The sequence below is a fragment of the Staphylococcus sp. EG-SA-2 genome (genome assembly GCF_017152085.1).
This window is the reverse complement of record NZ_JACYHC010000906.1, coordinates 1-16660: the sequence shown is the minus strand read 5'-3', so window position 1 is coordinate 16660 and position 16660 is coordinate 1. Positions and strand designations below refer to the sequence as shown.

The following is a 16660-nucleotide window of genomic DNA, read 5'->3' as shown; positions in this document are numbered from 1 at the left end:
TCTATCTTCAATATTTCAACATCCTATTTTTTAAAGTCTTGCATGATAAAAGAATCAGCCAGCATTACTAAATGCAGCTAACTTATATTTAAGGAGTTAACACAATGAAAAAAACAATATTTATACTGATTTTCTCCCTGACGTTAACACTACTAATAACCCCTTTAGTTTACAGCGATAGCAAAAATGAAACAATTAAAGAAAAGAATTTGCACAAAAAATCAGAGTTAAGTAGTATTACTTTAAATAACCTCAGACATATATACTTCTTTAACGAAAAGGGTATCTCTGAAAAGATAATGACAGAAGATCAATTTTTAGATTACACACTATTATTTAAAAGTTTTTTCATAAGTCATTCACAGTATAACGACTTATTGGTACAATTCGATTCAAAAGAAACAGTTAATAAGTTTAAAGGCAAACAAGTAGATCTATACGGATCTTATTATGGTTTTCAATGTTCTGGTGGTAAACCAAATAAAACAGCATGTATGTATGGTGGAGTAACACTGCATGAAAACAATCAACTTTATGATACTAAAAAAATACCTATTAATTTATGGATTGATAGCATCAGAACTGTTGTTCCGCTAGATATAGTTAAAACAAATAAGAAAAAAGTAACCATTCAAGAACTAGATCTTCAGGCAAGATATTATTTACATAAACAATATAATTTATACAACCCTAGTACCTTTGATGGTAAAATTCAGAAAGGACTAATCGTGTTTCATACCTCAAAAGAACCGTTGGTTAGTTATGATTTATTTAATGTTATAGGTCAATATCCAGACAAATTATTAAAAATATACCAAGATAATAAAATCATAGAATCTGAAAACATGCATATCGATATATATTTATATACAAGCCTAATTGTATTAATAAGTCTACCTTTGGTTCTGTAGACTTATTAAAAATAAGAGCAGAACCTACTATAAAAAAATCATATACGTAGTACATCTATCAAAAGTATCAAAAGTATCAACCGTATGAATCACGTTGTAGTCAGGTGAACTTCTATCTTAACACTCGAAGCATCTATAGTTTTATTATCTCCATAAATATTTACAAATTTATAAGGTATAAAGGGAACCAAATCCTTTTTAGGAAACAAATCGTACCAAAAACTATCTTTATTTTCTTCAATAAATTTGATATAACCCGTCTCATATGCCGACCCATCAAATTCATATAATTTTTTATTGTTAGTCAACCAATTCCTTACTTTATAATCTAGCTCTTGTACCGTAACCGTTTTTTTATTTGTACTAATTGTAAAAGAGAACTGTTGTTTATTATCTACAGTAACTGGAACAATTATATTTTTGGATATACTATCAGCTGTGGAGTGCATTGTAACGCCCCCGTATATGCAAACTCCATCAAAAATAAATTCTTCTCTTGATTCATTCTTAGGTACTAAACATGTATAAAAATAGGGTATTCCAAACACATCTAACCGTTTGTCTTTAAATTTATCAGCTGTTTTTTTATTTATAAATTCACTTTTAACTTCTTTGTATTCTGAATAAGGAATAGGAAAAATCAAATCATGTCCTAAGAATTGTCTAGTATTTTTAACATTTTCTGCTATTACCGCTTTATCCTTATATAAGGATTCAACATTCCCCATAGTACCTTTGTTTTTTTTATAATCACTAACTCTATTCAATTCTCCAGGTCTTGGATCTGGTTTAGCACTTACTGAATGTAAAGAGAAAAATAACAACATAAAAGTAACAGAGAGCAATAAAAGTAAGATTTTATTTAACATGAATACACCTCTTTTTTATTTAATATAACATAAATAAAGATTATAAAATTAGGCAATGTTTAAAATGCTGAAACGTTAACAATTTAAACATATTTTAGCAAAATATCTAAGCTCAAAAAATATACTTCTGAATCGTCTACACTTAATTAGACAAATTCTATGAGAATAGATGTTGTTAATTTAAGAAAGTAGGCGATTCAATCCAATATTCAGAGATGATATAATATACAAGTCGCCTATCTCTCAGTCGTCAACTTAGGCGCAGAGAGGAGGTGCATTACTTTGCTAATCATTTTCGTTCACATCATAGCACCAGTCATCAGTGGCTGTGCTGTTGCGTATTATACTTATTGGCTTAGTAAACGCAACAAATAATTAATAGGCGACTTTATAAGCCAGCATCGAAAAAATCCCCACACTACTGCAATAGTGTGGGGATTGGTGCATTAATTGTTAATCATTTTCGTTATCTAGATTATAACACTGGTTAGTAGAGAAATGCAAAATGATTGAATTAATAGTAAATATATTAATGAATACTCATACTTATACTTTTAAAATAGTTCTTCCTAAATGTTGTCCTTTTAAAAGCTGATCTATCGTTTTATAGAATTCTTCAAATCCAATTTCATTGTATAGAAGTGAATTTCCTATATTCCATTCATTTGCTAACTTACTCCATATATCTTCACGGATATTATGATCAACACATACAGAATCAATGCCAATTAATTTAATACCTCTAAGAATAAACGGTAATATATTAGCGTTAAGTGAATTTCCTGCTACATTTCCACATACAGTAGCAACACCTTGATAATTTAGACGTTTTAAACCGTATAATGTTACATTATTCCCTACTGTATCTAGGAAATAATCAAAAATACCTTTTTTAAGTGGTTTATTATCATCTTCAATTATTATTACTTGTTTTGCACCTAATTTTTTTGCGATTTCTATTTGCTTTTCTTTTCTTACGATAGCAGTGATATTTTCATATCCAATTTTACGTAAAATTTGTATAGCAACACTGCCCACACCACCTGTAGCCCCAGACACTAAAATTTCAGGTTGTGATTTGATATTCATTCCATATTTTTCTAGTTCAAAAATTGATAATGCTGCCGTAAAACCGGCTGTGCCATATACCATAGACTCTTTAATAGACATTTCTTGGGGAATAGGAACAATCCACTCTCCAGGCACTTGTGCATATTCTGAAAATCCACCTGTATGTGTCACGCCGACATCATAACCAGTAACTAATACATTATCGCCTTCTTTAAACTTATCATTCGAACTTGATTCAACAATACCTGCAAAATCTATACCAGGAATCATAGGATAATCTCTAATTACACCGCCGTTATATTGTAAAGCTAGCATATCCTTATAATTTATTGAAGAGTATACCACTTTTACTAAGACATCACCCTTCGATAAATAAGATTCATCAACGGTTTCTACTTTATAACTAACATTTGATGCACTTTTTCTCACTACTACCGCATTGAACATTTATTAGCCTTCTTTCACAATTGTTTTGTAGAGGTATGTTTTTGTTGCAAAACTATTTTCCTACAAAACTTATCATGATATGATAAGCGAGTCAATACTAATGATTTAAGAGAGGTTTTAGTTGTGGAATTAGATAATTGTATAAATTATTTGTTGAGTACTTCTCAGAATAGAGTGTTTAAACATTTTAAAAGTTTATTAAGTCCCTATAATATTACTCCAGCAGAATATGGTGTTTTGAATTGCTTGATTAATAGTAATTTGAATACACCTAAAGCGATTGGTAATACTTTAAATTTAGAACCTTCAACAATATCTGGAATATTAGATAAGATGTCCAAAAAGGATCTAATAACACGTCAAACTGATAATGAAAATAGAAGAACTGTGCTAATAAACAGTACAAATAAAGCAAAAGACTTATGGCCAACATTAGAAAAGAAAGCCTATCAACTTAATAATAATTACTTCGCTAATTTAACTAATGAAGAAACTGTAGTGTTTAAAAAGATATTACTAAAGATAAATGAAACTACGTTTTAATTTTTACGTTATTAAAACGTTGAAGTGCGAATTATAATCGAGTAAATATAAATGATAGCTTAGCTTAATTATATATTAAAGCCAACTATACTTTTATTCCTGAAAAACCTACTATCCAAATTTTTAAGATACTTTAGCCTCTATAATAAAAATATCGTAGGCGTATTCCTAATAAAAAAGTATTAGAAATTAAATTCCAATAACGATCGTCGTTATTGAGAAAAAATATAGAAAAAAAGAGAGAGCGTATTTGCTCTCTCTTTTTCCTGTCTTATTATTAAAATCTCATAATACATGATTAACATATATTTTGGGACGCTGTGAGAAACGCTCATTTGCAATGACAATCCATTTACCAACATAATCCCTTATCATTTTTAATTCTATAAACTGTCTGTCTTGTAATATTAACTTCTTTCGCAATCTTACTAATTGCTTGTCCTTCTTCTAACATTTCGACAACTCGATGATAGATAACACGTTTTTGAGGATCTTTCGCATTCGGTGAATAGAGTAAAGGACGTCCTTTATATACACCTTTATCTTTTGCGACTTGAATACCTTGAGCTTGTCGACGTTTACTTTCATTTCTCTCTTGTTCTGAAACCATTGCTAAGATTTGAATGATTAAATCTTTCATAAATTTATCCAGTAAATGATTACCAATCACTTCATTCATCATAGGTAGACTTGTAATCATTAACTGTACATCTTTTTCTTTTAAATAGTTCACAGTTTCAATAATTTCATCATAGTTACGTCCTAAACGGTCAATAGACTCCACAACGAATCGATCTCCCATTCTTACAAAATTAAGAACTTCTTGAAGTACCGGTCTATTTTCAATAGATTTCCCAGACTGTTTTTCTGTAAATATTTTTTCAGCACCAAACGTTTTTAAATTTTCTAGTTGTCTTTCTAAATTTTGATCTATCGAAGATACTCTCGCATAACCTATAATCACTTATTTTCACTCCATAATTAATATACACCCTAATCATACATTTTAATTGTTATAATTTCAACAATTCTTTTTGTATGGTTAGGGTGTATCCTGTCTAATTTTTATCTTTCTTAAAATTTAGTAATATTATTTATCTTTATTTTCTTGGTTATTTAACTTATTGAGATAACGATAGATTGTTGTACGTGAAACTTTCCATTGCTCTGCAATAGTTTTAATTGGTGTTCCATTATCATAAAGTGTTTTGAGTAATTTTAAATCTTGTTTATTTAATTTTTCGGGTCGACCTCCATAGCGTCCTCTAGCACGAGCTGCAATTCGTCCCGCTGAAGAACGTTCTAAAATTAAATTACGTTCAAACTCTGCAAATGCTGCGAATAAATGAAATAACAATTGTCCTGTAGAACTTGATTTATCCATTGTTATATTTTCTTCTAAACTATGAAAACTCACGCCTCGATTATTAAGTTCATTAACTAATATGATTAAATCTTCCATGTTACGTCCTAGTCTATCTAGTCTCCAAACAACAATCGTATCTCCTGACCTCGCAAATTCAATGGCTTTATCTAAACCAGGTCGCTTACTTTTTGAACCACTCATATGATCATTAAATATCTTTTCACAACCATATTGATTTAACTGATCTTCCTGTAAATCCAAGTTCTGTAATCCAGTTGAAACTCTTGCATAACCTATTTTCAAGATACAAACCTCCTATATACATTTTCATTGTATCATAACTTAATTCTAACCATATTTATGAACATAGATTTTCTGTTGGGTTATTGAACACTAAAATATGTATAATAGATATATATCTAGATATAAAAAGAGAGTGTCCAGAAAATAACCATTTTCTGGACACTCTCATATTTAATAATATATTTTAAATGTTATTAACAAAACTAATTTAATAAGAGTCAAGCATAGTTTACATATGTATTATGTTTGAAACATATCTCTAATTACTTTTTACTAATATCATTTAAAATGTCTCGCAATTCTTCAATTTCTTTGTTATTTAATTCTTCATTTTTCGCAAAATTCAGCACTAAACTTTTCATGTCCCCTCCATACAGTTTATTAAGAAAGGTTTTAGCAGTTTTCATTTTAATATCGTCTTCTTTAATATTTGATGAGTAAAAATAAATATTCTCTGATTTGTATCGTTTTATAATCTCTTTTTTATATAGTCTTGTGATTAATGTTCTAATCGTTTTATCGCTAACTTCTTTATATTTTTGAATTTCAACTACAATTTCATTAGCTGATACTGATTTTTTATCCCATATTATATTCATAACATCCCATTCAGCCATAGATATTTCAACTTGCTTATTGGCCATTTAAAACACCCATTTCTTTTAATATTTTTTCACTGATTAATTCAGCATTTTTCCCAGACGGCTTTCCATCTGATAAATGTGTAGCAAAATAATACTTATCATGATTTGTAATTACGTAACCTACAAACCACCCATTATTATACTTCCCGTTTACTATACCTGTACCTGTTTTCCCATACAGTTCATACTTTTCATTTTTCTTAATCAATAATGAAGAAGATAATTGATTCTTTGCTTTTTTACTAAAATGGTTATTTTGTTCCATCATATTTTTAAAAACTATTACTTGTTCAAGATTAGATATTTTCAAACTATCTTCCATCCAATAGCTTTTATAACTTCCCAAGTTTTCATTACCATAATTTAATTGCTTGAGTTGAGCCGCAGTATAGTTCTTTGGTATTTGATTACTAATACGTTCGAAGTACCAATTAACTGAATTTTGCATTGCTGTATTTAAATCTTGTTCCTTATTCCAAGACTCGAAAGGATAATGTTTATGATTCCATGACATACGTGAATTTTTATCACTTATGATATGATGGTCAAGTCCAAACATCGCTAAATAAATTTTATAAGTTGAATCAGGAGAATATCTTTTTCTACTTTCTTTTTCATTATAAATATAGTATTTGTCTTTCTTCATGCTGTACATGACGAAAGATCCACTATTTGAACCAAAATTTTTACTTTCATCTAAAATTTGGTGATCGTTCTGTAAGGGCTTTTTATAATTATAATCAGTTATGGATTGCCCCATCAAAAACTGGCTTTGAATTACCATGAGCAAAAAAGTAAAAATACAAATAAAAATTGGAATTAATTTGGACTGTTTTTTCAAATTGGCTTCTTTTATATTAATTAATCTTCTTTTGAGTAATGACTTTTTACCATTAAATGAATGGCTTAATATATTTTTATTAAAAAATGGAATATTTAATACGGAGTCCATAATAGATTCCGCATAAGTTTTAAATTCATTTTTGTTAATATTATTAAGAACAAATCTATCGGCTTCTACTTCATTGTCATGAATTATCTTTCTTTTTACAATATGTATTAATGGATTGTAACTCATAACAATAGAGAAGATATTAAAGATAATTAAATGTAAAGTATCTCTATTTTTAGCATGAGCATATTCATGCAGTATTATATATTTTAGTCTTTTATCAATTACACTTTTAAAATATGAACTAGGAATCAAAATAATATATTTCCCATACCAAAAAGTTATTGGAGATTGAATAGTCTCTGCTTTTCGAATCACAATATTTTTTTTATATTGATGGTTGAAAAGTATCGTATCTATTTTATTTTTTTCATTTTCGTTTAGATAAAGTGACTGTTTCTTTAAATATTTAAGATATAATAATGATTTCAAAAATTTAAAACTTAAAATAATAACTAAAACTATCCAAACAACTGTGCAGATATTATCAATTGAATCCCAATTAAACTTATGGATATCTGTTGTGAACTCTTGAACAGGTTTGGTGGTATTTATGTTATGGTTCAAGTCGTGTGACTTACTTTCAACTGTGGGCGCTTGATTATTCACATTATTCAATTTTATAAAAGAGAATTTAATTGGGATAAAAGGAATTAATCCAGCAAGCACAGTTAGATACCAAACTTTATAATTTAAACTATAATTAAAATAGCGTTTTAATATGTACTTAAAAAATACTAACAATAGAAATATAAAACAAAAGCTTACTACGCTCGTTATTAGTAATTTAGCCATTTTGACACCTTCTTTCAAATATTTATAATAAACAATTGACACCGATATTACAATTGTAATATTATTTATTTATAAAAATTACAATTGTAATATTGGAGGGTTTATTTTGAAAAAGTTAATATTTTTAATTGCAATTGCTTTAGTTTTAAGTGCATGTAATTCAAACAGTCCACATGCCAAAAAGTTAAATGATTTAGAAAAAAAATATAATGCTCATATTGGTGTTTATGCTTTAGATACTAAAAGTGGTAAGGAAGTAAAATTTAATTCAGATAAGAGATTTGCCTATGCTTCGACTTCAAAAGCGATAAATAGTGCTATTTTGTTAGAACAAATACCTTATAATAAGTTAAATAAAAAAATACATATTAACAAAGATGATATAGTTGCTTATTCTCCTATTTTAGAAAAATATGTAGGAAAAGATATCACTTTAAAAGAACTTATTGAGGCTTCAATGACATATAGTGATAATACAGCAAACAATAAAATTATAAAAGAAATCGGTGGGATCAAAAAAGTTAAACAACGTCTAAAAGAACTAGGAGATAAAGTAACAAATCCAGTTAGATATGAGATAGAATTAAATTACTATTCACCAAAGAGCAAAAAAGATACTTCAACACCTGCTGCTTTCGGTAAGACTTTAAATAAACTTATCGCAAATGGAAAATTAAGCAAAGAAAACAAAAAATTCTTACTTGATTTAATGTTAAATAATAAAAGCGGAGATACTTTAATTAAAGATGGTGTTTCAAAAGACTGTAAGGTGGCTGATAAAAGTGGTCAAGCAATAACATATGCTTCTAGAAATGATGTTGCTTTTGTTTATCCTAAGGGCCAATCTGAACCTATTGTTTTAGTCATTTTTACGAATAAAGACAATAAAAGTGATAAGCCAAATGATAAGTTGATAAGTGAAACCGCCAAGAGTGTAATGAAGGAATTTTAATATTCTAAATGCATAATAAATACTGATATCATCTTATAGTTTGTATTATCGTTGACATCTATAATTTTGATATCAAAAACTGATTTTCCCTCTATTATTTTCGAGATTTATTTTCTTAATTCTCTTTAACAAACTAGAAATATTGTATATACAAAAAATCATAAATAATAGATGAATAGTTTAATTCTAGGTATTCATCAATCGAAAAAGTAACGTATCTTATTTAAAGTGCGTTGCTTTTTTCTCATTTATAAGGTTAAATAATTCTCATATATCAAGCAAAGTGACAAACAACTTATTTTGTGTGATTAGGGTGTACTTAAATAACACAAAAGTAGGTTTAATATAATTAATTATATTAAATTTACATAATTTAAATCTATGAGTGGTACTTTTTCTTCTAATAATTCACTAAAAAATTCATCCACATTATCTTTTGAATTAATATAATTCCAGTTTAAATCGCTCTTATATCCTTTCTGATTTGAACCATATTTTTGACTCATGCAATAACTATTAATTTCTTTTTTTGAAATCACATTTTCTTTTATTAAATAGTAAATAAAGTATCTGAAATACCATAAATTTTGGGACATTACACCTACTGTTGCAGGATAATCATCCTTAGAATTTTTAAATAGATTATCAATTTTTTTTAATAAATTTTCTATTTTCCAAGACTTTCTTAGATATATTATTGTCAATAACGATAGAGATAAGTTATCTGTATTTTCATTTAGCAAACTCAAAACATCATTTTTTAAAAGAATATCTACATCATATTCAACAATATAAACAAGAATTTGGTATGCTTCTTGATGATAATTATTTTTATTATAAAATACTAACAATTTTCTAATTTCTTCGTTTCTATTTTTAAAATACTGTTTAACTTGTTTTGAGACTATTTTTTTATCGTCCATTTTAATAGTCAAATAGTTTAATAAAGATAGGCATCTATTTGTTAATTTAGAGTCTTTTAGTGATAAATCTAATATGAATTGCAAGATATTGAATTTAGTAATATTATTCCTATATCCAAATATCTTACTTATTTGATGTTTATTTATTTTTTTCTTCTTTAAAGTATTTTCTATTACTGGGAAAATACTTTTTATTGCCCCTTTATTTCCTTTTCTTTCTTCATCTATACATAAATCAATAAAGTTCTTAATACCTATAATCCAAGTTTCATCTTTACTATTTGAGGAATAATTTTTGAAATAATTAAATATAAAGTCTTTGTTTTGTGGATGTATATATGGAAAATCATTTACTTCAGTTTTCTTGTCATTAATTTTTAATTCATATTTCATACATAGTTTGTTAAAATCTCTGTAAAATTTATCTTTCTCTTCTTCAAAATTAAATGAGAATGATATGTCATCCACATATCTCGCATATCTATACCCTTTATTTTCCATTTCAGAATCAATATAACACATATATAATTCACTAATAATACGACTTAATATGTTGCCAGTAGGTATTCCATGAGTTTGATTATATTGACAGGATGTAATTAATTTATCTAATTGATTTGAAAAACCTTTCTTTCTTTTTTAGCATTCTTCTTTCCCATTATTACCCAAGGTATGCTATGTGTATAAAGAGAATGATAAAAATTAGATAAATCAACGTTTAATATATGATTACCACCGTAAAGTAAAGTCTTTTTTAAATTGTCAGTAAATTTAAAATCAAAATCTGGAAGTGAAAAAAATTTAGATGTTGAAAATTTATTGGTTAGAAAAACTTCTTTAAATTCTTTTTTATTTTCTTGCATGAAAAACATCAAATTTAAATAGCTATAAATATTAGGAATCTTATATTCTCTTCTTGATGTATTATTTTTCGGAATAGTAAATATTATTGGTTCAGTACTACGTATGTTTCTATCATTAAAAAATTTTTTAATGTAAAATGATTATAAGTAATATATTCAGCTAATTTACTCATATTAAATATTTTCAAATAAAATGCATCTGATTTACCGTAGCTGTTTAATTCTGTTAAATCTTGATTATTTTTAGGAGTAATATCAAAATAACCATAATTAATTAAAAAATTAGTACTAAATAAATCATCGTACAATCTTTCCATTCTTTTTTTACTCTTCATAGCCTTTCTCCTACCTTTGCATTTCTCTACTAACCAGTGTTATAATTTATATAACGAAAATGATTAACAATTAATGCACCTCCTCTCTTCGTCGATTGACGCCTGAGAGATAGGCGACTCTATTATTATACCATCTGTGAATATACAAGCATATCTACTTCCGATAAGTCGTCTTATGTTATATAACTTCGTTTTTTATAGTATCAAGACAAAAGAAGAAACGCAGTTCAAAATCATCACCTAAATTCATTAATCTAAAGAAAAAACGGTGTAATAAATAGTGAATATTATAGTCTATTAAAGAATAGATTTAAAAACACTCTAAAAGGTGCATTAAAGATTTGTAAAACTTTAATATATCTTTTTTAGGTGAAAACTTATGATAATTGTAGGTTCTCTCATTATCTATGATTATTAATTTTAACTGTATCTAGAAAATCATCACCCCAATCACAAATTGAAAATACTACTTTATCAAGATAAGAAAAAAAAACTTGCCCTAAGATTTTATAAAATCTTAGGGCAAGTCAGCTCAATATCTAAATAACTAAAAATACAATATAAGTTAAAGTTTTCGCATCACTTCTTGGTATACCTGCTTTAACAAAAGCATTTTCAACAGCTGATTTCGTAGACTTATCTAACCTATCAATTGCATTAGACATCTTTCTTGAATATTTTTTTACTAGAACAGCATGTTTTCTACTTAATGGTTTAATGATCCAAGATATAGCAGTTCCACCATGTCTCAAAGAAGGTGATAGAGCCTTAATAGCTTTTAAAGTTGCACCGATAGGACCTCTAGGAGTAGGCTTATTTGAGTTTAAAGTCATAGAATTATTAGCAAATACTGAAGAATTTAAAGCACCTTCTTGTTTTGCTAGTAAAACATCATTATCAAAATTAGGATTAAAAGCTCTTTGCTCATCTAGAAACATTTTAAATCCTTCATCATCTCTAGATAAAACTTCCCAAATATATTCTTGTCCTTCTAACAATTCATTGAATTCTACATTATCATTTTCTACTGTTTTAACAACTTCCTTATTTTCTGCAGCATGAACTACAGGTTCAAAACTAGAAAATAATAATGCAGTAGATGTTAGTACCAAAGTATTTTTAATAAAAAAACTTTTTAAATTCTTCATATGACTTTTATCCTCCAATTATAAATGTTAAAATTTTTTATTATTAAATATTATATACATAAAAGGAATTAAATTCATTATGAAAAAAGTAAACAAAGAGTACTTATTGAACTTTATAATTGTAACGTTCTTACTCGGAATAATAATCATACCTATATCCGTATTAGTATTCTCAATACCATTTTTTAGCATAATAGGTTTCCAATCATTAGCAGATAATTTAAATATAAGTTCTTTAATAACAATAAATTGGTATTCAAATAATATGTTTTATAACATTGGCTATATTGCATTATTCTTTATAGTAACTTATCTAATATTTATTTTTCTTGAACTTTTTATAATATTTTTACATATAAAATACAAAAAGAAATTTAATAATATTATCTTATTCATATTCTTTATAACTGCTAATATGATCGTATTAAACTTAATAATTTTGAAGATTTTCTACAACATTCATATAAATTTATATTTTCAAATTTTCATTTATTCTTTATGCTTCTATCTTTTATTTACTCATAAAGAGATTTACAAAATATTTGAAGAAAATAAAAGTAAAAAATAAAAAAAATAAAAAAATTAATCTCTCAAAAAGTTTTCTCGGCATAAAAGTACCTCTAACTTTTATACATAAAGTCATGAGCATAAGGGAAAGTGCCACCACTTTTATATTTTGGCAGACCCATAACGTGGTGAACTCGGCAGTGCCGAGTTATTTTTCCTAGAAAAAAAGTGACATCACTTTTTTAACTCATATGTATAAAAACCATAACGTTATGTATACATACGGGTTACGTATACATATACTTTATGTATATAAAACATACACAAAAGACATGCATCATACACATCAATTTTTTTAAAAATACATGTCTTTTTGATATATATTTTTTTTTGCGTTTTAAGAGGTCATTTAGAGCATTCTCTAATTTTGAGTACAAAAATACGTAATATAAAAAAATCGTCCTTTTAAAACCTTTTTAGGACATTTTAAACACATTTTTATGATTTGGATCAATGTAGAATAAATGTCATAAACGTATAGAAAAAATACGTCGTCATTTCTAAGTACAGATAAATTTCTGATGCAGTACTAAATTATGGGGAAAACTACCTGTAAAAAATAAAAAGATTACTATATTTTAATTTTATTTTTTCTGTTCGTTTTTTCGACACCAGGACGGGCGATTTTTACGTACTGCCCATTTACATGCAAATTTAAAAATTAGCAATAAATCGTTCCGAATTTGCATTTTAAATGGGCAGTGTTAAAAAATTAGTCACTGGTTTTGCTGAAATTTTTGTTTGTGAAATTACCATATATTTATTTGGCTCATATTTGCGTTTTAAGAGCTTGTATAGATTTTTAAGTAGAAAACTATAAGATTTACCTCTAAATCTTTAAAATACCCTCTTAAAATTCAAAATAAAGGTGTTTATAATTTGAATAAGTCCTGAGATAAAGTTTTTTAAAAGGAGTGGTTTTTTGAAGAGGTCTTTATTTATTTTACAAATTATTCTTGGTATTTTTTTATTGTTTTTTATTTATAAGCAAATGAATCAAAATCATTTAGATACTTGGTTTATTCTTTATACAGTCTTTTTTATATTTTTTTCATCGTGGTTTGATAAACATTATAAAAAAAGTTAGACGACGCATTTATGCCGAGAAAATTTATTGATGTTGAGAAGAACCCTTAACTAAACTTGAAGACGAATGTCGGCATAGCGTGAGCTATTAAGCCGACCATTCGACAAGTTTTGGGATTGTTAAGGGTTCCGAGGCTCAACGACAATAAAGCAATCGGAATAAAATACACAGGCATTGAATGTATTTATGAACTATATAAAAAGAACCGCAGATCTCTTCAGATCTACGGGTTTTCGCCATGCCGTGTAATTAGCATCATGCTAGCTAGTTAATACAAAGTATTACTTTAAACATAAGGTTAGACACTTATTTTTTAACTTTGCAACAGAACCTTACATTATCTATTTTCTTTTCTCTCCATGGGCGTTGTTTCCCACTTTTCGTCATATCTTTTAACGTTTTATTATCTTGATTTTCGGTTATACTTCTAGTAGTATTATATTGCATATAAAAAGAACTCCAGTATTGATTTAGATTAGACACCTCAATCATATTACTGGAGTTTTTTTATATCAAATTTTATTTTCCCCAAGCAAAACAGTATGAAACGCCGTCATATCAACGCTTCAAAAGGATTTTAGAAAAGAGCGTTATTTCTATATAGTATCAAGACAAGAAGAAACTCGTTTCAAAAACCCTCATGATTTTTAGAGAAAAACTCTCTTATTTCATCGTCTTTAATAAAATAATATGCCATCTTTCCATCTTTATAAAAATCAAGTACCTCATTTTTATATAAAAGCCTTAAATGATGTGAAGTTGAAGCAACACTCATTTTCAATATCAAAGAAATATCACAAACACACAACTCATCTTCTTTAATCAAAGATAATATGATTTTCAATTTCTTCTCATCACAAATTTTTTCTAAAATGTTAAGTAATTTCTTAGATTTATCATCTTCTAAAAAACTTAAAGCATTGTTAACTTTATCCTCATGTACACAGATCACATCACAAGTATTTTCATAACTCATATAAAATCACACCCTAAATTAAAATATAAATCCTAAAATTGTTTGAATAGTGTCATTTTCAATAATAATAAATAAACCTAAAGCTATATAAATGATAGCCATAATCCAACGACTAAATTTCTCAACAATTTCTCCAATTCCTGGGATATTAGCTAATTTTTGTGCAGTAAACACCAAGAAGAAAATTAAAATTAAAAAGACAAACAGAGTAAGTAATAAATTAGTAACACTTAATGTCACAAAATACGGAACAAATAAACCAATATTATCGGCGCCACAACTTGCTATCGTAACAATTGCAACCGTACCAACTAATTTAGACAATCCTTTTTCATTCAATTCTTTTTTAGCTCTCTTTTCTCCTTCACAATCATCATAAATAGCCACTTTAATTCCAAGATAAATTGGTATTAAACCCAATAAACCTAATATCCACTTTTCTGGAACATAATTTAATACAAAAGCTAAAAACAAACTAACTAATATTAAAATAATAGACCCTAAATATTGACCAACATAAATATCTCTATATTCTTTTCTAGTCTTTGCTCTAGCAAAAAATATTAATAAAATTACTAATAAATCAACTGCTGTAGCAATATAAAGAACAGCAGCAGCAACAACCGTTTGAATCATAATACACCCCATTCAAAAATATTTTTGAATGTATTATAACTTATATTTTTAAATAATCATAGGTGCTTTATTCCAATTGCTTTATTGACGTTGAGCCTCGGAACCCTTAACAATCCCAAAACTTGTCGAATGGTCGGCTTAATAGCTCACGCTATGCCGACATTCGTCTCCAAGTTTAGTTAAGGCTTCTTCTCAACGCACAATAAATTTTCTCGGCATAAATGCGTCGTCTATTTTTTATTATCTTCATGATAATCATATTTTTCTTCCATCTCGTCAAAATCATCATCTTTATAGAAAAACAAAAAGTAAGCAACAACACCAATAGGAATAAAAAAACAGTGTGAAAACAAGAAGAAACTCGTTTCAAAATCCTCTCAAATATTCTAATTATTCTTTTTGAAATTCAAAACCTTAACAACCAAATAAATAGCATTTATTCCCATCAAAATAACATACAGAATTAATATATATAAATTTTCAAAATGAGATATAAAAATTAATCCAAGTAAAAAGAAAACATTTAAAATAGTTGCTATAACGTAACCTTTATCTAACACTGTGTCTTTATTCAAAATAAAGACTCCTTTTTTAAAAAACTTTATCACAAGACTTACTCAAATTATAAATACCTTTATTTTGAATTTTAAGGGGGTATTTTAAAGATTTAGGGGTAAATCATATAGTTTTCCTACATAATCTCTTAAAACGCAAATATGAGCCAAATACATATATGCTATTTTCAAAAACAAAATTTTAAATAAAACCAATGACTATTTTTTTAAACACTGCCCATTTACATGCAAATTAAAAGTTAGCATAAAATCCTTTAAAACTTCCCCCATGTTTTTCTAAATTCCTGCAAGACATTTTTTATCAAAATCGAGAATTTTTATTTTTTCTCTAAGAACTCCGTAACTACGTAAGAGCATAAGGGAAATTTGACCCCATGTATACATGGGGTATCTGGCAAAGCCAGACAATTCAAAGCTTCAACAATATTTTTATGTGGGGTCATAAAAAGCTTAAGTGTCACACTTTTGTGACACTACATACAGCATTTGTCACAAAAATAAGACAGTGCTTTTTTATAAAAAAACAGTAAAAAAAGACATCAGTCATCACTAATGTCTTAAACTCTTTAATTATTTATAAATAATCATTACCCCAAAATAAAATACAGAACTTGAAAACTTAATATCAATGACTTCGATTTGGTTATCATTAATAAAATTATTGATTTTTCGTTCTAAAGAACTTCCAGTCATTCCA

18 protein-coding genes and 1 pseudogene are annotated in these 16660 nt (G+C 27.2%); 5 read left to right on the top strand and 14 right to left on the bottom strand.

All coding sequences use genetic code 11. The features are described from left to right. Positions 1-104: 104 nt before the first annotated feature. On the top strand, positions 105-911 hold the full coding sequence (gene sej, locus IDG60_RS16055) for a staphylococcal enterotoxin type J (RefSeq protein ID WP_000750881.1): 807 nt from the start codon (positions 105-107) through the stop codon (positions 909-911). An 89-nt stretch (positions 912-1000) separates the two neighbouring features. Here sej and ser read toward each other — a convergent pair whose 3' ends face one another. After that, a complete protein-coding gene (gene ser, locus IDG60_RS16050) occupies positions 1001-1780 on the bottom strand; it encodes a staphylococcal enterotoxin type R (protein WP_000932627.1) in 780 nt (259 codons plus the stop codon). Between the two features lie 282 nt (positions 1781-2062). On the opposite strand from ser, the gene IDG60_RS16045 reads away from it, so the two are divergent. Further along, a complete protein-coding gene (locus IDG60_RS16045) occupies positions 2063-2155 on the top strand; it encodes a type I toxin-antitoxin system Fst family toxin (protein ID WP_001791613.1) in 93 nt (30 codons plus the stop codon). Positions 2156-2326: 171 nt separating this feature from the next. On the opposite strand, the gene IDG60_RS16040 is transcribed toward IDG60_RS16045, so the two are convergent. Beyond that, complete coding sequence (locus IDG60_RS16040; protein ID WP_000481285.1) at positions 2327-3298, bottom strand: oxidoreductase; 972 nt, start codon at positions 3296-3298, stop codon at positions 2327-2329. A 123-nt stretch (positions 3299-3421) separates the two neighbouring features. On the opposite strand from IDG60_RS16040, the gene IDG60_RS16035 reads away from it, so the two are divergent. Then, complete coding sequence (locus tag IDG60_RS16035) at positions 3422-3841, top strand: MarR family winged helix-turn-helix transcriptional regulator (RefSeq protein WP_000418036.1); 420 nt, start codon at positions 3422-3424, stop codon at positions 3839-3841. A 352-nt stretch (positions 3842-4193) separates the two neighbouring features. On the opposite strand, the gene IDG60_RS16030 is transcribed toward IDG60_RS16035, so the two are convergent. The 4 genes from IDG60_RS16030 to blaR1 form a co-directional block, all read right to left on the bottom strand. Next, positions 4194-4805: a recombinase family protein gene (locus IDG60_RS16030; RefSeq protein ID WP_000583532.1), complete on the bottom strand. Its 612-nt coding sequence runs from the start codon at positions 4803-4805 to the stop codon at positions 4194-4196. Between the two features lie 126 nt (positions 4806-4931). Beyond that, a complete protein-coding gene (locus tag IDG60_RS16025) occupies positions 4932-5510 on the bottom strand; it encodes a recombinase family protein (protein WP_000690623.1) in 579 nt (192 codons plus the stop codon). 263 nt (positions 5511-5773) lie between these two features. Further along, positions 5774-6154, bottom strand: a complete 381-nt coding sequence (gene blaI, locus IDG60_RS16020) for a penicillinase repressor BlaI (protein WP_001284653.1) — start codon at positions 6152-6154, stop codon at positions 5774-5776. Then, on the bottom strand, positions 6144-7901 hold the full coding sequence (gene blaR1 / locus IDG60_RS16015; protein ID WP_001096396.1) for a beta-lactam sensor/signal transducer BlaR1: 1758 nt from the start codon (positions 7899-7901) through the stop codon (positions 6144-6146). Before blaR1 ends, blaI begins: the two co-directional genes overlap by 11 nt. 106 nt (positions 7902-8007) lie before the next feature. On the opposite strand from blaR1, the gene blaZ reads away from it, so the two are divergent. Beyond that, a complete protein-coding gene (gene blaZ, locus IDG60_RS16010; protein WP_000733271.1) occupies positions 8008-8853 on the top strand; it encodes a penicillin-hydrolyzing class A beta-lactamase BlaZ in 846 nt (281 codons plus the stop codon). 353 nt (positions 8854-9206) lie between these two features. Here the strand turns inward: blaZ and IDG60_RS22595 are convergent, their stop codons facing one another. The 4 genes from IDG60_RS22595 to IDG60_RS16000 form a co-directional block, all read right to left on the bottom strand. Next, entirely contained in the window at positions 9207-10313 is a 1107-nt protein-coding gene (locus IDG60_RS22595; RefSeq protein ID WP_263053221.1) for an RNA-directed DNA polymerase, read from the bottom strand. 71 nt (positions 10314-10384) lie between these two features. Next, positions 10385-10639 carry a hypothetical protein gene (locus tag IDG60_RS22590; RefSeq protein ID WP_001827065.1) on the bottom strand — a complete coding sequence of 85 codons (255 nt, stop codon included), beginning with the start codon at positions 10637-10639 and terminating at the stop codon, positions 10385-10387. Positions 10640-10722: 83 nt separating this feature from the next. Further along, a complete protein-coding gene (locus tag IDG60_RS22585) occupies positions 10723-10974 on the bottom strand; it encodes a zinc ABC transporter substrate-binding protein (RefSeq protein WP_241013388.1) in 252 nt (83 codons plus the stop codon). Positions 10975-11513: 539 nt separating this feature from the next. Then, positions 11514-12122: a hypothetical protein gene (locus tag IDG60_RS16000; RefSeq protein WP_000793183.1), complete on the bottom strand. Its 609-nt coding sequence runs from the start codon at positions 12120-12122 to the stop codon at positions 11514-11516. A 1824-nt stretch (positions 12123-13946) separates the two neighbouring features. On the opposite strand from IDG60_RS16000, the pseudogene IDG60_RS15995 reads away from it, so the two are divergent. Continuing rightward, positions 13947-14048, top strand: a pseudogene (locus IDG60_RS15995) (IS6 family transposase); the annotation flags it as partial. A gap of 34 nt (positions 14049-14082) precedes the next feature. On the opposite strand, the gene IDG60_RS15990 reads toward IDG60_RS15995, so the two are convergent. The 4 genes from IDG60_RS15990 to IDG60_RS15975 all read right to left on the bottom strand — a co-directional run bounded on the left by IDG60_RS15990 (position 14083) and on the right by IDG60_RS15975 (position 15963). Beyond that, on the bottom strand, positions 14083-14223 hold the full coding sequence (locus IDG60_RS15990; RefSeq protein ID WP_001199886.1) for a hypothetical protein: 141 nt from the start codon (positions 14221-14223) through the stop codon (positions 14083-14085). Positions 14224-14404: 181 nt separating this feature from the next. Beyond that, entirely contained in the window at positions 14405-14752 is a 348-nt protein-coding gene (locus IDG60_RS15985; protein WP_000119690.1) for an ArsR/SmtB family transcription factor, read from the bottom strand. An 18-nt stretch (positions 14753-14770) separates the two neighbouring features. Then, positions 14771-15388: a cadmium resistance transporter CadD gene (gene cadD / locus IDG60_RS15980; protein WP_000616816.1), complete on the bottom strand. Its 618-nt coding sequence runs from the start codon at positions 15386-15388 to the stop codon at positions 14771-14773. 386 nt (positions 15389-15774) lie between these two features. Next, positions 15775-15963 (bottom strand): hypothetical protein, encoded by a 189-nt coding sequence (locus tag IDG60_RS15975; RefSeq protein ID WP_001030805.1) that lies wholly within the window; start codon positions 15961-15963, stop codon positions 15775-15777. Positions 15964-16660 lie beyond the last annotated feature (697 nt).

Excerpts from the sequence above, each read along its gene's own strand:
- sej (WP_000750881.1), top strand. The coding sequence starts at position 105 with ATGAAAAAAACAATATTTATACTGATTTTCTCCCTGACGTTAACACTA.
- ser (WP_000932627.1), bottom strand. The coding sequence starts at position 1,780 with ATGTTAAATAAAATCTTACTTTTATTGCTCTCTGTTACTTTTATGTTG.
- IDG60_RS16040 (WP_000481285.1), bottom strand. The coding sequence starts at position 3,298 with ATGTTCAATGCGGTAGTAGTGAGAAAAAGTGCATCAAATGTTAGTTAT.
- blaI (WP_001284653.1), bottom strand. The coding sequence starts at position 6,154 with ATGGCCAATAAGCAAGTTGAAATATCTATGGCTGAATGGGATGTTATG.
- blaR1 (WP_001096396.1), bottom strand. The coding sequence starts at position 7,901 with ATGGCTAAATTACTAATAACGAGCGTAGTAAGCTTTTGTTTTATATTT.
- IDG60_RS22590 (WP_001827065.1), bottom strand. The coding sequence starts at position 10,639 with ATGCAAGAAAATAAAAAAGAATTTAAAGAAGTTTTTCTAACCAATAAA.
- IDG60_RS22585 (WP_241013388.1), bottom strand. The coding sequence starts at position 10,974 with ATGAAGAGTAAAAAAAGAATGGAAAGATTGTACGATGATTTATTTAGT.
- IDG60_RS16000 (WP_000793183.1), bottom strand. The coding sequence starts at position 12,122 with ATGAAGAATTTAAAAAGTTTTTTTATTAAAAATACTTTGGTACTAACA.
- IDG60_RS15990 (WP_001199886.1), bottom strand. The coding sequence starts at position 14,223 with ATGCAATATAATACTACTAGAAGTATAACCGAAAATCAAGATAATAAA.
- IDG60_RS15985 (WP_000119690.1), bottom strand. The coding sequence starts at position 14,752 with ATGAGTTATGAAAATACTTGTGATGTGATCTGTGTACATGAGGATAAA.
- cadD (WP_000616816.1), bottom strand. The coding sequence starts at position 15,388 with ATGATTCAAACGGTTGTTGCTGCTGCTGTTCTTTATATTGCTACAGCA.